The 15,071-nt window shown below is 39.1% G+C and carries 16 protein-coding genes and 1 pseudogene; 15 read left to right on the forward strand and 2 right to left on the reverse strand.

From position 1 onward, the window contains the following. The first annotated feature begins 437 nt into the window (after positions 1-437). The 15 genes and pseudogenes from BQ5321_RS11750 to BQ5321_RS11810 all read left to right on the forward strand — a co-directional run bounded on the left by BQ5321_RS11750 (position 438) and on the right by BQ5321_RS11810 (position 14,187). Positions 438-1,229 (forward strand): GTP cyclohydrolase II, encoded by a 792-nt coding sequence (locus BQ5321_RS11750; protein WP_071394674.1) that lies wholly within the window; start codon positions 438-440, stop codon positions 1,227-1,229. A 252-nt stretch (positions 1,230-1,481) separates the two neighbouring features. Beyond that, a complete protein-coding gene (locus BQ5321_RS24265) occupies positions 1,482-1,649 on the forward strand; it encodes a hypothetical protein (protein WP_159433427.1) in 168 nt (55 codons plus the stop codon). A gap of 18 nt (positions 1,650-1,667) precedes the next feature. Next, a pseudogene (locus tag BQ5321_RS11755) lies at positions 1,668-1,988 on the forward strand (redoxin domain-containing protein); the annotation flags it as partial. A 114-nt stretch (positions 1,989-2,102) separates the two neighbouring features. Then, positions 2,103-3,086 carry a glycosyltransferase gene (locus BQ5321_RS11760; protein ID WP_071394676.1) on the forward strand — a complete coding sequence of 328 codons (984 nt, stop codon included), beginning with the start codon at positions 2,103-2,105 and terminating at the stop codon, positions 3,084-3,086. Between the two features lie 146 nt (positions 3,087-3,232). Beyond that, a complete protein-coding gene (locus tag BQ5321_RS11765) occupies positions 3,233-3,865 on the forward strand; it encodes an FMN-dependent NADH-azoreductase (protein WP_071394677.1) in 633 nt (210 codons plus the stop codon). A 343-nt stretch (positions 3,866-4,208) separates the two neighbouring features. Beyond that, a complete protein-coding gene (locus BQ5321_RS11770) occupies positions 4,209-5,240 on the forward strand; it encodes a Delta(5) desaturase DesA (RefSeq protein WP_071394678.1) in 1,032 nt (343 codons plus the stop codon). Between the two features lie 78 nt (positions 5,241-5,318). Beyond that, complete coding sequence (locus BQ5321_RS11775) at positions 5,319-5,846, forward strand: response regulator (RefSeq protein WP_071394679.1); 528 nt, start codon at positions 5,319-5,321, stop codon at positions 5,844-5,846. Between the two features lie 155 nt (positions 5,847-6,001). Next, positions 6,002-6,163, forward strand: coding sequence for a hypothetical protein (locus BQ5321_RS24445; RefSeq protein ID WP_187143739.1), 162 nt, complete (start codon positions 6,002-6,004; stop codon positions 6,161-6,163). A 52-nt stretch (positions 6,164-6,215) separates the two neighbouring features. Beyond that, complete coding sequence (locus tag BQ5321_RS11780; protein ID WP_071394680.1) at positions 6,216-7,577, forward strand: citrate/2-methylcitrate synthase; 1,362 nt, start codon at positions 6,216-6,218, stop codon at positions 7,575-7,577. A 133-nt stretch (positions 7,578-7,710) separates the two neighbouring features. After that, the gene (locus tag BQ5321_RS11785) at positions 7,711-9,387 is read left to right on the forward strand and encodes a spore germination protein (protein WP_071394681.1); all 1,677 of its coding nucleotides are present in this window, start codon (positions 7,711-7,713) and stop codon (positions 9,385-9,387) included. Continuing rightward, positions 9,335-10,438 carry a GerAB/ArcD/ProY family transporter gene (locus BQ5321_RS11790; RefSeq protein ID WP_071394682.1) on the forward strand — a complete coding sequence of 368 codons (1,104 nt, stop codon included), beginning with the start codon at positions 9,335-9,337 and terminating at the stop codon, positions 10,436-10,438. Before BQ5321_RS11785 ends, BQ5321_RS11790 begins: the two co-directional genes overlap by 53 nt. After that, positions 10,425-11,654, forward strand: coding sequence for a Ger(x)C family spore germination protein (locus BQ5321_RS11795; RefSeq protein WP_071394683.1), 1,230 nt, complete (start codon positions 10,425-10,427; stop codon positions 11,652-11,654). Before BQ5321_RS11790 ends, BQ5321_RS11795 begins: the two co-directional genes overlap by 14 nt. Before the next feature lie 17 nt (positions 11,655-11,671). Then, positions 11,672-11,872 carry a CLC_0170 family protein gene (locus tag BQ5321_RS11800; protein WP_071394684.1) on the forward strand — a complete coding sequence of 67 codons (201 nt, stop codon included), beginning with the start codon at positions 11,672-11,674 and terminating at the stop codon, positions 11,870-11,872. 253 nt (positions 11,873-12,125) lie between these two features. Then, positions 12,126-13,199, forward strand: coding sequence for a hypothetical protein (locus BQ5321_RS11805; RefSeq protein WP_071394685.1), 1,074 nt, complete (start codon positions 12,126-12,128; stop codon positions 13,197-13,199). A 10-nt stretch (positions 13,200-13,209) separates the two neighbouring features. After that, positions 13,210-14,187: a hypothetical protein gene (locus BQ5321_RS11810; RefSeq protein ID WP_071394686.1), complete on the forward strand. Its 978-nt coding sequence runs from the start codon at positions 13,210-13,212 to the stop codon at positions 14,185-14,187. Positions 14,188-14,212: 25 nt separating this feature from the next. On the opposite strand, the gene BQ5321_RS11815 is transcribed toward BQ5321_RS11810, so the two are convergent. Then, positions 14,213-14,554, reverse strand: a complete 342-nt coding sequence (locus BQ5321_RS11815) for a YhjD family protein (protein ID WP_071394687.1) — start codon at positions 14,552-14,554, stop codon at positions 14,213-14,215. 149 nt (positions 14,555-14,703) lie between these two features. Continuing rightward, positions 14,704-14,973, reverse strand: coding sequence for a hypothetical protein (locus tag BQ5321_RS11820; protein ID WP_071394688.1), 270 nt, complete (start codon positions 14,971-14,973; stop codon positions 14,704-14,706). Positions 14,974-15,071: the final 98 nt, after the last annotated feature.

Below are 15,071 nucleotides of genomic sequence, written 5' to 3' on the forward strand. Positions count from 1 at the left end.
TAAACCTTACGGTTTAACGGGTGGGATTCTTGAATGACTAAGCGTTCGCAGTCCATTTCTGTTTTGAACAGCCCTCAAGGTTGGGGCATCCCATTGCCCCTCCCTATCCAGTGCTTATAGCAGATAGTGCTACGCTACTATGACCATAGCGTACAGCTTTTGTTCGTATGTGTTTTAGCGTCTTGTACTTGACGACACATATCGTTTTACGGACAACATGAATTGAGTTGTCCAACCTCATACGATATTCAATTATCAACGAACGAGAATGTTTTAGAGACTTTTACTTGTCTATGTACTGATTATAACGTATTTTCAGACAATTAAGGTAGCGAAAGCTACCCCTGTCTGACCGAACTATCATTCCATGTCTAAAGACGGTCTGCGACCTGCATGGGCTTTCCCGTTCGGAAAATCTGTAAAAAGGGGGAAGTTAAATGACTACTATTCACCTTGACGAAAAGGTCCTTACTATTTTAAAAGATAAAATTCGAATTATTCCCAAAACCAAAGGCAATCTTTATCTAGTCGGACCGATTCGATTGCCTGTTAAGTTATATTCGGAAACGGTTATTTTCAATTGGTATTGCTGGTTAAATTGTGAGGATGTCACAGAGATTGACTGTAAGGAAGTGAGGGACTATAAAAAAATTATTGAAAGGCTTTCCTCTTCTAATTTAGCCCTGTACCAGCAGTCTAGTCTTTTGATTTTCGGTGACTTTGAGCATGCCGATGATGTTTTGATCCGATTCCATTCGATTTGCCATACTGGTGATATTTTTGGAAGCAAGAGATGTGATTGCGGTTTTCAGCTGAAGCAATCGATGAAAATGATTGTCGAGCATGGGAATGGTGCTTTATTTTATTTAGCTAATCACGAAGGCAGAGGGATTGGACTATTCAGCAAGGCCATGGCTTATGTTCTCCAGGAAAATGGCTATGACACAGTAGAGGCAAACATCAGCCTCGGTTTTGTTGATGATTCTCGGAATTATGAGGATGCGATTTTAGTGTTAAAAGCCTTACGGACAAAGCCAGTTACCCTTATGACCAATAATCCGAAAAAATTGGATGCTTTAAAAAGTGCAGGCCTGGATGTTTCTGGTAGGGAACCATTATGGGGAGATGTATCAACATACAATGAAAAATATTTGCAAACCAAAATAAAAAAGTCAGGCCATCTTGAGGAAGGAGAAGATTGGCAAAAAGGCTGTTGTAATCAGGAATGATAATTAGGGTTGGATACACTTCTACAATGACCATGTTGTGGAAGTTTTTTATTCGAAATACTCGAAACAGATTTTTGGAGAACAATGACAGAATAGTCTTGCGCAAAAAAAGATTAAATTGTAAAGTTTATTCATAAGCGTGATATTTTACAGTAGAGTCAGAATTATAGTAAAATAATGCAGAAAAGACGAGCTCTGTTAATAGGTTAGAATCGTGCTCGCGATAGATAAATAAAAAGAAAAGGAGATCCTATGAAACTTAAAATCTTTTTCATCATGGTAGCAGCAATGTTTCTATTAACGGCTTGTGGGACCAAGACCATTGATGAGTCCATCACATTACTGGACCACGAAAATAATGAAGTGAAAATTCCACAGGACAAGCCGGTATTATTATTTTATATAACTACTTACACCTGAGGACTCTGCCAAACGCAGCTAGTTGAGCTGCATAATAATCTTCAAGAGCTAGAGGGTCTGGACATGCCAATGTATGTGATCAGTAGAGATCTGCCCGAGGAACAAAAGTTACTCTATGACGAGCTAGAAAAGGAATTAGGAATCAGCCTTCCATTTATCTCTGATCCTGAGTTGCAGTTAATCGATGCCACTGGGATGAAAAATGAAGATACTGCCTACAGGGGATATGCGATTATTGCTCCAAATGGAGAAGTAGTGCTCAAGCAAGTTAATGATCATTGGGGCGAGGAACTAGATAAAACGGTGAAGGATATAAAGGAAGCGTATAAGGGGTTATAGGAAAAGGGAGGTTAGTTGACCTCTCCTTTTCCTTTTTTACCCAGTTCATTAGGTGTACTTGTTCTGAGAATGGGAGCCATACTAACGTAAAATAAATCAAGCTGGTGAATGGACATGCATATATTATTTTTAGCACCCTATTTTAATCAACCAAGAGGAAATTCAACGACAATCAAGAGACTTGTCCATTTTTTAGATAAACAGGATGTCAATCTTTCTGTTATTCCTTACTTAGAAAATGATAATTGGTTTTGCTCCGAGCCAGATATCTACCATATTTTACATGCGACGAGGTATTTACAATGGGCGAAGGAGACTCATTTTCGCTTAAATCGGCCTTATATCGTTACAATGGGTGGAACAGATATTAATATTGATTTACAGAAGGGTGTTACTGAAGATATATTTACTTTTCTACAAGGAGCTGCTTATATTACGGTCTTTACCGAGGATGCGAAGAGAAAAGTCATTCAATTAGATCCGAAATGGGAAGACAAAACAAGGGTTATTCCTCAGGGGATTTGGCTGCCTTGGACTATTTCAAAGAAATGGGATGAGCTAGACCCCCATATTTTATTGCCTGCAGGATTGCGTCGCGTAAAGGATGTTTTACATGTAATACCGGCGCTTGATCAGCTAATTGTTCAATATCCTATGATGAAGTATACCATTCTTGGCGCCAACTTGGACGAAAGGGTAAAGCAAGAGGTACATAAAAAGACTGAAAAGCGTCCTTGGATGAACTATGCTGGAGTGGTCCCATATGAGGTTATGAAGGTATGGTATGAACAAGCACAAATTATTATAAATACCTCCCAATCAGAGGGGCAATCATTGGCCGTTATGGAAGCGATGGCAATGGGAAAGCCGGTGATTGCACGTAAAAATGAAGCCAATCTGCAGCTTGTAACCCATGAAACAACAGGCTGGTTATATGAATCAATGGATGAATTTAAACACGCGATTCATTCTATTATTCATAACCCCTCATTGCGGGAGAGTGTTGTCGAGAAAGCAAGGCAATGGATTGTGGAACACTATTCACCAGAAAAAGAAGTCCAGACTTATTATCAATTATATAAAACAATATACTACTAGAAAATCCTCCTTCATGTTTAGAAGGAGGATTTATTTACCGTTATTGATAAAACTTCTTCTTTGACAATTATTCTAGTTTATATTATATTGAGTTCAAGATATTTTATCTAAAAATATTTCAATATAATAAAAGGAGTTTCATATACATGAATATATTAGTAGTTAAAGCCAATAACCGTCCAGCTTCTGAGGCAGTATCAAGTAAAATGTACGAGACATTCATAAATAATCTTGAAAATGTTAACGTCACAACCTTTGATGTATTTTCAGAGGACATGCCCTACTTTGGACAGGATTTATTCAATGCATTTGGTAAAATAGAATCTGGCGAAGAAATGACGGATATTGAAAAACGCATTTTAGCAGCGAAACAAAAGGCGATGGATGCTTTAACAGCAGCAGACGTAGTCGTATTTGCATTCCCATTATGGAACTTAACGATTCCAGCCCGTTTACAAACATTTGTTGATTATGTGTTCCAAGCTGGCTATGCCTTCAAATATGATGAAAACGGCCAGGCTGTTCAGCTCATGACGGACAAGAAAGCCATTATACTAAGTGCACGTGGCGGCATTTACTCCACACCAGAAACAGCTCCACTGGAAATGGCGGCAAGCTATATGAAAAACGTATTTGGCGTCATGTTCGGTATGGAAATCATTGATGAAGTCATTATCGAAGGACATAATGCAATGCCAGACCAAGCGGATACGATTATTGCTGAAGGACTTAAAAAAGTTGAAGCAGCTGCGAAAAAACTTTCTGCTGTAACAGTTTAACTTCATTCAGCAAATGCTTTTTGTACCGAAAGCTTGCGACAGGTACAGAAGTCCTCCACTTCTACAAGTGGGGGATGAACGCAAATTTATCGAGCGAGCTCGATAAAAATCCGGACGCAAATTCGACGGGCGAATTTGATTTAGAAGGAAATAGGATTCAAAAATGACAGCTCCTGATTGTTGGAGCTGTTTTTTTGCGTTCAAATCACCTTACTCTCACAGGCCTTTTCCCTCTGGTGTGACATTTGTCATATTTAGTACATGACACCTGCTACTTACACCCATCACTTCCTTTCTATATACTTTGAAATAACGATTCAAAAGAGAAGGGAATTTAAAGCTTATGACGATAAAAAAAGCAAATTCTTTAAAAAAACAAGTGGCTCCGTTTGAAAAGTCGACGATGAAAGAAAGTTTATGGCAGCTAATGAACACCGTCATCCCGTTTATCGGCTTATGGTACCTTGCCTATATCAGCCTTTCTGTATCCTATTGGTTAGCGCTTTTACCGATTATTATCGCTGCTGGGTTTTTGGTGCGGATATTCATTATTTTCCATGATTGCACACACTATTCATTTTTTAAAAGCAGACGTCTGAATCGAGTAGTTGGAACTGCGATGGGTGTGTTAACGCTATTTCCTTTTGATCAATGGGGACGTGATCATTCTATTCACCACGCAACCAGTGGCAATCTGGATAAACGTGGGACCGGTGATATTTGGACACTTACGGTCGATGAATATATGAAAGCTCCGCTAACCGTTCGCATCGGCTATCGGTTATACAGAAATCCATTGATTATGTTTGGTCTTGGACCGATTTATCAGTTCCTTTTGAAAAATCGTTTTAATCATAAAGGCGCTAAAAAGAAGGAACGAATGAACACCTATCTAACAAATGCTCTGATCGCTGCATTATTTAGCTTACTTATCTGGGCAGTTGGCTGGCAGTCGTTTGTCATAATCCAGGGCTCTATTTTCCTCTTATCAGGTTCAGCGGGGATTTGGTTATTTTATATTCAGCATACGTTCGAGGATTCTTATTTTGAAGAGGATCAAAATTGGGAATATGTGAAAGCAGCGGTAGAGGGGAGCTCCTTTTATAAACTCCCTAAATTTATCCAATTCTTAACTGGAAATATTGGCTACCATCATGTACATCATTTAAGCCCACGGGTTCCAAACTACAAATTAGAAATGGCACACAACAGCACACCACCATTACAGAACGTACCAACGATTACACTTGCGACAAGCTTGAAGTCTTTACGTTTCCGTCTCTGGGATGAGAAGAAAAAAGATTTTGTGAGCTTTAAGGACATTAAGGAATTACAGAAGAAGCGTATATCTACACAGGTTAAACCTGAACTATAAGCTATACCTATCCGCTCCCCTTTTTGTGGGGAGCTTCTATTTTTTATGGTGTCGGGCTAGGAAGAGAGGAGAACGAAGATGATTCGAATTGTCATTGCTGAGGATCAAGAGCTGTTGCTTGATGTCATCGGTTCACTGCTTAATCTTGAGGAGGATATCGAAGTAGTCGGGCAAGCAAAGAATGGCTTAGAGGCTCTTAGTCTCGTCTATCGGCTACAGCCGGATATTTGTATCATGGATATCGATATGCCTGTTATGAATGGTTTGGATGCCGCAGATGCGTTAAGGGCAACAGGCTGCAGAGTCATTATGATGACTACCTTCGCAAGAGCAGGATATGTCGAACGAGCCCGTAAAGCGGGAGTCAGAGGCTATTTGTTAAAAGACAGTCCAAGCCATGAATTCATTTGTTCGATTCGCTGCATCATGAATGGTAAGCGAATCTTCTCTCCTGAATTAATCGAGCAGGCGTCTAAAGTATGCCGACAAAGGGAGACAGGCATCGAGGAATTCGATAATCAGAGCAATGCTGACTTCCCCAGCAGGCGGTCACACCATATGTTTAAATGGATCAGAAGTCACTTCTTATCCATTATTGTAAAATGAAATTACCAACGGGTTAAACTGAATAGCTGCATGATTCTTAAATAATTAAGCTCCTTTTTTTGAAAGGAGTTTTTTGCTTTTATATTTTTAGCCTAATGAATTAGGCAGGGCTCCTTGATGGAAACTAAGCGAAAACATATAGGAGGCAGCTATTAATGAATAACGGGCATAAGGTACATAATACCTATACTGTGGTAGGTACGAATATAGAGGAAGTGAAGAGACAAAATGCAAGCTCGGGCATGTCCTATAATGAGGTAAAGGCGTTGCTGGTACAACAAAGGAGAAATAAAGAGCAACCAAATATTATCGAGTAGGGATTATTAAAAAAGGATACATGAGAATCAACTTTCAGATGGGTGGGCGACGATGCTGGAGAAAAAGGAAATCATTGAAAATTATACCTATCAATACAGTCGTATTTTAAAGAAAAACAGTCAAATCGATCCAGAGTTATTTGATGAATATGGAGTAAAGCGCGGACTTAGAGACAAGAATGGCAGGGGGGTACTCGCAGGTCTCACGAAAATTTCAACTATCGAATCAACAGAAGAGCAGGATGGAAAAATTGTACCAATTGAAGGAAGGTTGTATTATCAGGGCTATCATATCCATGATTTAGTAAAGGGGTTTGTCAATAAGCGATATGGCTTTGAAGAGATCACGTATTTACTTTTATTTTCATCATTGCCTAATCAGGAAGAATTGTCTGCTTTTAGGGAGGTTCTTCGGGACTCTCGCAATCTGCCTAAAAACTTCACAAGAGATGTAATTATGAAAGCGCCTAGTCAAGACATTATGAATTCCTTGACAAAAAGTGTCCTGACCCTGGCATCCTATGATGAAAGAATTAATGATATGTCACTGGAAAACGTTCTTCGTCAATGTTTAATGCTGATTAGTGTTTTTCCCATGCTATGTGTATATGGCTACCATGCTTATAACCATTTTGAATGTGATGACAGTCTATACATTCACAGACCGGATGAGAAGCTTTCGATGGCAGAAAATATTCTAAGAATGCTACGACCTAATAAACACTATACGGAGGTGGAGGCTAGGGTGCTGGACGTCGCCCTTGTGCTGCATATGGAGCATGGCGGCGGGAATAACTCAACCTTTACGACAAGAGTCGTATCCTCTGCTGGCTCTGATACCTACTCGGTAATTGCAGCAGCGCTTTCTTCATTAAAGGGGCCAAAGCATGGCGGGGCCAATATTAAGGTAGTCGAGATGATGCACAATATTAAAGCACATGTTTCCGACGTAAAGGATGAAGAGGAGATTAAAGCCTATTTAACCAAAATCCTCAATAAAGAGGTCTTTGATAAAAGAGGCCTAATCTATGGAATGGGTCATGCCGTATACTCCATTTCGGACCCTCGTGAGCAGGTTTTTAGAGGCTTTGTCCAAAATCTAGCCGATGAAAAAGGTAGAAGTGAGGATTTTGAGCTCTATTCGATCGTTGAAAAAATGGCACCGGAAGTGATTGCGCAGGAACGCCGTATCTATAAAGGAGTTAGTGCCAACGTCGATTTTTATAGCGGATTTGTATACAGCATGCTCGATATCCCAGTAGAGCTTTATACCCCTATTTTTGCGATGGCCAGGATTGTCGGCTGGAGCGCCCACCGTTTAGAGGAGCTCATTAACGTAGACAAAATTATCCGCCCAGCTTATAAAAGCATTGGAGCAGAAAAACAATATATTGACATCGATCAGCGAAAATAAAGCAGGAGACGGTTCTTTTGTTTCTTTTTACAGTCATCAAAAAAAGAAGCAGAAGAACCTTCCCTGCTTTTACATTTATAGGAATAATTAAGGAAATCTAGTGCATTCTAAAGGTAAAAAAAGTGGTGAAATTATGGGATTATTTCGCCGTCGTAGACAAAGGAATGTACGCCGCAGTGATGTTGTAAAAGAAATACCAAGCAAGGCCTTAGAGGAGAATGAAAAAGATAAATTGACAGGATCAATCGAGAGTACAGTTCTATTTATGCAGGATATGCTAGGTGATAGTGATGACTTTGTTGTCAAGCACTTCCAAATCTTTGGCCGTTTCCGTGCGGTTTTATTCTATGTGAAAAACATAGCCGATTCTAACCGGATTAATAATGAAATATTGAAGTCTTTAATGTATGTACCGGAGCATTTAATGCAAAGGGAATGGGTTAAGCAAGAAATGTTAAATATCCTCGTAGAAGAAACCCTTTATGACAGTCAGACTAATCGGGAACAAAAGCTTGATCAACTAATAAATGTCATCCTGCGCGGAGAAACTGTCATAGTCATGGAGGGCCAAACAGAAGCCATCCATATCGATACAAGGATGATTGAAAAACGCTCAATCAAATCGCCTGAAACAGAACAAGCGATTCTAGGGTCAAGGGAAAGTTTTATTGAAAGCATTGCCACTAATATTGCTTTGATTCGTGCCAGATTGCCGACCCCTGACCTTTGTATTAAAACAATGGAAATTGGTCGTTTAACGAAGTCAAAGGTTTCCATTTGTTATATGAAAGGAATTGCCGATGTAAAGCTAATCAAAGAAGTAGAGAAGAGATTATCAGAAATTGATATCGATGTCATTTTGGATGTTGGGTATATCGAACAATTTATAGAAGATAATCCATTTTCTCCTTTCCCGCAAACACAAAGCACGGAAAGACCTGATAAAACGGTCGCTAATCTCGCTGAAGGCCGTGTCGCGATTTTAGTCGATGGTTCACCGTTTTCTCTCATCGTTCCTGTTGTATTTAATCAGTTTTATCAGACCTTTGATGATTATTCTTCAAGGTTTCTCATGGGTAGCTTTGCTAGACTGGCCAGAATGCTAGCTTTAGTCTTTTCCCTTATCTTTCCCTCACTTTATGTATCGTTTATCTCTTTTAATCCTGAACTACTGCCAACCGAATTTGCTGTCGCCGTAGCAGGAGGTCGGGCCGGTGTTCCCTATCCAGCCGTGATAGAAGTGCTGATCATTGAGGTTGCTATGGAGGTTCTGAGGGAGGCAACCGTCCGAATGCCGAAGCAGGTTGGCGGTGCCCTATCCATTGTAGGTGTCCTCGTTGTCGGGGAAGCCGCCGTCAATGCCGGTCTTGCCAGTCCCATCACCGTTGTTGTGATTGCCTTGACCTCTATCGGTTCCTTTGCAACACCAGCCTATGTGGCAGCTTTTGCCCTTCGAATGCTGCGGTTCCCAATCCTTTTTTTAGCAGGAATTTTTGGTCTTTACGGAGTCGTAATCGGAATCATCTTTATTTTTAACCATATGCTTTCGTTAAAATCCTTTGGCGTACCTTATATGTCACCCGTATCACCCGGAAACTCTCAGGGCTTGAAGGATATTATTATTAGAAGTCCATTATGGTGGATGTCAAAACGACCTGTTTTTCTTCACCCATCCAATCGTGACAGGCTGGGAGAAGTGAAAAATAAAGTGTTACAGCATAGTAAAGTTGGAAATGACCAACGGGAGGAAGCACAGAATGGAGGAGACAAAAGAGGTCACAACGGTTCAAGCGGCGACAACCCTAATTAGTACGATCATTGGCGTAGGTGTACTGCCGCTGCCGTTATTTGCTGTAAGGGCAGGGGAGACAGGAGCTCCGTTTATTACACTTTTAGGAATTGGGATCGCAGTACTTGGCTTATTGATTGTCACAAAGCTGGGGATTCGACATTCAGATCAAACAATTATTACCTACAGTGAAGACATTATTGGAAAATGGCTAGGTAGATTCTTTAGCCTTTTTGTTATTCTGTTTTTTACCATTTTAACCGCTCTTGCTGCACGTGAATTTGGGGCAGTCGTTATCACGGCTGTATTACTTGAAACCCCTTTAGAGGTAACGGTCCTCGTGATGCTCTTGTTAGCGGCCATTAGTGCAAGAAATTCGATGAATACCTTTGCTTATATACACAATTTTTACATTCCCATCATATTAGCACCGGTATTAATTATTGTCGCTTTATCACTAAAGAATGCCAATTTCCTTTACGTTCGGCCGATAATCGCTAGCGGGTTCCGGGATAGCTTTTATGGTGCCTTAACCATCGCTGCCTTATTTCAAGGGTCCTTTATTATGACATTATTGATACCGTCCATGAAAAAACCTCAATCAGCTATGAAAGCCGGCTTGTGGGCGATTTTTATTTCCGGTGGATTATATTTATTAATTGTTCTAGCAACTGTGGCGATTTTTGGAGCAGAAGAAATGAAAAAACTCTATTGGCCGACATTAGAGCTGGCTCGAACAACTTCGTTACCAGGAAATATATTACAGCGATTGGATGTTATCTTTATTTCCGTCTGGGTTATTGCTGTATTTACAACGATATTTGCCAGTTATTTCTTAACTATTCATTCGATTAAGCAGTTATTTCGTTTACAGGATCATAAAATGCTTGCTTATTTTATGCTTCCTTTTATCTTTGTTTTAGCTATGATCCCACAAAATATTGTCCAAATGTATGAAGTTATTAAAATGATTGGACGTGCAGGTTTAATGGTTACTATCCTATATCCTATGCTTTTATTCCTTGTAGATGTGATGAAAAGGAAGAGGAGGAAAAAGAGTGAAGCCACATAAATATAGCTGGAAAAAGTATGTAGTATTATTTTCTGTATTTTTCCTTCTATTACCTCTACTAACAGGGTGTTGGGATAGCCGTGAAATTGAAAAACGCGCTACGATATTAGCAATTGGTATTGACATGGCTGAACCCGGTGCAGAAAATCGGGAGGAGGAAGTAAGTCATTCGAAAAAAAATATTCCGATTCATGATGAGCAAATGATCGAGTTAAGTGCCCAAATTGCCATTCCAGGGCGTATTCCGCTTGGTCCTGAAATCGGCGGCGGAGAGCAAAATCCTGTATTAGTTGTACGTGTCATTGGTCATACGATTGAAGACTGTCTCCTGACCATTCAACAGGAGGTGGCTGAGCAAATCTTTTTAGGACATTTACGATTAATCATTTTGAATGAACAGGTGGCTAGAGAAGGCGTAAGTCGTTTTAATGATTATTTAAGACGTAATCCGCGAATCCGTCGAACAGCTTCCTTAGTGATATCAAAGGAAAAGGCCTTAACGTATATGAAGCTAAAGCCGGAGCTTGAGCGTGTTCCATCCCTATATTTAGCGGAAATGGTTGATAGTTTAATCCAGCTAGGGAAGTTTCCTCCCTCCTTTATCGGTTTGTTTTGGAGTACTCTCTCCAGTCAGGGTCAGGAAGGCTATTTGCCATACTTTCAAATTAAAGGAAAATCAAATATTCAAATTAACGGACTTGCCTATTTCAAGGATGATAAAATGGTTGGAAAAACCACACCGAACCAGATTGGAATTTTTATGGCAGGAATTGGGGCTGGAAAAGGCGGTTATGGTGTGATGTTAAAAATACCAGAAATGGAACAAACAGCACTAGTCAGGGCGGTTGAACGAAAAACGAAGCTAAAACCAGTTTTTAAAAATGGAAAACCTCATGTTACATTAAAGGTCCATTATGAATGTGAAATGGAAGAGGTGGAAAGCACCACCTCCTCTAACATAGGAGAAAAAGACCTTAAAAAATTGGAAAAGGGATTTTCTGAGGATATCGTCCAAAATTTGGAGGAATTAATCAAGGAAACGCAAAAGGAAAAGTCCGATGTTTTCGGGTTTGGTGAGCATTTTCGAGCAAAGCACCCGAAATATTGGAAAGAAAAGGTTAAAACAAAAGAGCGATGGCGTGAGATTTATGGTGACCTTTCGTATGATATAAAAGTCACAACCTATATTCGCCGTACTGGGATGAAAGCCAAATAGAAAGGAAATAAGATTACATGATGTTAGGATTCCTCGGATATGCCGTTCTTGTTTTTGAAGTAACCGGTTTCTTATTACTGCTAGAGGATGTAAGAGCCTACAAAAATGCCCAATTAAAAAAAGAAAAAACAACTGCCATCCTATTAGGCTGGACCAACATCTCATTAGGATTCTTAATCTTCCTCTCCAATTGGATTTATCAACAGGTATCCTGGTAAATAGGGGAGGATGTCACTATCATTTGGATTAATCAAAAGGGAAGGGAGGCGTTAGAAGCTTCCCTCTGTTCTTTTATGAATAATTGCTTAAATAGGTGTTCATCCTGTTTACCTTTATGATAGTTTGATGGTACAGTCATTAATAAGAACATTATGGATATTTTTTATATTGAATATAGTACTATATGCAGAATACCACTGAATAAAGTTCAAAAACTCACATATGCAAGAAATTACTATGGAGTTGACGATTTTGATGAATAATGTCATAAAAGATTTACATCATAAACGATATGAATGGGCTTTACATGCAAAAAAAGAATTCCTTGATCAATTTGTGCGCTTAGATGTGGAGAAGGTTCATTTATTACATCCTGTACAAGAAAAAAACAGGAGTTCCGATTATTTATGGCCGTTTTTAAGCTTAACGAATTGCTTTAAGCTAGTTGAAAGTGAGAGACAGCAGGAGAATGAGAAAAATAAAAAGGATTTAGAGAAGCTGGAACAAATGATTTCTGAAAAAAAGACCTTGCTGAACGAGAAATTGAACTTTTTTCACATGAAGAATCACGAATTTTCAAGTAAAATAGAGAAATATCATGAGTTATTAGCAGATATAGAAGCGGTCCTTCAAGAAATGAAAAACGTAGATAGAGAATATGTGAAGTATTTCTTGAACTATGACGTAAAACAAAAAAAGGCAAGTATTCTAAATCAACAAGCTATAAAACTGCAAATCACAATGGAAAAGAAGTTAGAAAATCAGCTTACAGGAATAATAGAAAGGGCAGACCGCTTTCACTTGGTGCAGGACAGCCATTTAAGGCTACCTAAGCTCGAGCCGATTCCGAAAATCCACCAAAAAATGGACTCCTATTGGTTAAAAAGCCGATATGATAGGGCATATAATCATTTATTTGACAATGCAATGAAATGGGTAGAGCAAATGTATATGGCATATAGTGAAGTTTTAGCCCCTGTATTAAATGAGGCTTTCATGCAACGCAATCAACTATTGAATGAAGCAGAAGCTTTACAATTGGAGAAAGAAGAAAATATAACCAACATACAGATTGATCTGTCCGCTATGGAGGCAAAACGAGAAATATTATGTGAAAAGCATTCACATGTGAATCGATTGTGGGAACAGGATTATCAGCATGCCAAGCAGCTTCAACGGTATTTTATGAAGCATTGGCTCCTATACAAGAAAAAACTCCAACAGCAGCTGTTAACAGATAATCCAGAGGAATGCTGGGCAGCTTTTCAATATTTGCAGCTTTTGCAGCAGGATGGTGAAAACATTATTGAAACTATAAATATATGAGGGGATCATAATGGTTAATACCGATTTACCAACAAAAAAGGAATATGAAGAGGCAGTTAATGAGCTAAAAAAGTTAAATGATGAGCTTTTTTATGATGATTTTAAAATAAAAATAAAACAGCTGGAAAATCATGTAGAGCATTTGACAAATAACCACATTCAAGGCTTTAAAAATGAAGCAGGAAACCTGATTAGTCAAGCAGATGATTTATTCCGTCGACTTGAAGGCCAGCGGATTGAAATCGAGAGTTTAGTAGAGTCTCAACAGCAAACTATCATTCAAGCAAACCAGGACTTCATTGAAAACGAAAGAACGCAACTCCTGTCCGTTTATGAAAGGCTCCAAAACAGTATAGGCGAATTTACAGAGCATAGTCAGGCTCTGCAGCAGAACATCGAAAAGAATAATAAGGAATTAATCTCTGAAGCGATTAAGGCCGTATCAACTGTCTCAGATCATATTAACGAGTTTATTCAAAAGCTGTCCTTAGCAGACGAAAAAAACAAGGAATTTATTGAGCAAAATCGAGCCTATGTCGCTCTCACGAAAAAACAAATTGCTGAAACAGAAGAAAAATTAACCATCATGGGGGAAACGCTTCAGCAGATGGATGAGCGCTGGGAAGAGCTGTTCAAGTCCTATGAAAAAAAGTATCAAATCCATGAACAAGCGTTGAAAAATTTGTTGGTAGTCCGCGAGGAAGCCTTAATTAACAAAGTAACACAGCTTCTTGAAAACTGGAGTATACAGCAATATCACCATGATGAAAATCATAAATCCGAAATCTTAGATTGGCATGAACAGGTGGCAGCCCAAATAAAGGTCCAAAACAAACAAAACGAAAACCTGCTAGAAACCATAAAAACCAATCTGTCCAGCAAGGCTGATTTGGCAAAGGCAGAGAAAAAACAGTCCCTCAAAACGAATATCCTGCTAGCAGCCGTCGCAATCGAAGCACTTCTCATCGGCCTACAGTTTTTCATGTAAGGAAGCAGAGGGACGCCCATGCTTCCTAATGATGAAACCGTTTCTTTAGCTCGTATTTCATGGCGTCCTTCCAATATCGCATAAAGCCTTCTTTGAAACCGCCGTTTACTTTGACGTAGTAGTTATACTGGATAAAGATATCGTCTTTGATCGGCTCGAATATTTTTACGTTTTCTGCTCTTAGCTGTTGATTAGCCTGTTTTAGCTTTTTCAATGAAAGGTCTAATCTTTCTTGGAAAAAGGGAACTTGTGCAGTAGTCTTTTGTGTTGCTTCATTGAGACGTTTGGTCAGGATGTGCACTTCTAAGTCAAGATAGATTTTCTCATTAATTAGTTGTTCAAGCTCCTCAGATATATTTGCTTTCATCCTATTCACCTAATAAGAACGTATGTTTGTATCTGTAGTATAATATAAATGGATGATAAAAACAAATCGATCGTCCTAATAAAGGCATGACTGTGCATCAAGTTTGGAGCAACCTGTAGAAGGGCTATTGTCTATCGTGTAGCTATCGACTATGTGAGCTGTTCGAACGTATTTCCCTCATCTGCTAGGTGCTCAAAGAAGCCAAGGGCATATTTGATTCCTTCTTCAATCTCTTTGGTTTCATAGCCAGCTAAATCTTCATGAAAAATATCTAATTTCGTACCAGTCAGTGAATAACCACTGTCCAGATTAATATCAAGTAAAACCTCATATCCAAGTTCAGTCTGCTTTACATCTATAATGTCATAATCACGGATAGCGGTTCCTGTTTCGTAATGCACGGGTTCTAATTCAGACATCCTGTTATCCTTCCTTTTTCTATGTTATTTGTGTTTTATGTAGATATTGCATAGGTACATATGGTATTGTTCCTGAAAATCTTCTATATATGCGAGAA

The organism is Bacillus tuaregi (assembly GCF_900104575.1).
Taxonomy (GTDB): domain Bacteria; phylum Bacillota; class Bacilli; order Bacillales; family Cytobacillaceae; genus Bacillus_BD; species Bacillus_BD tuaregi.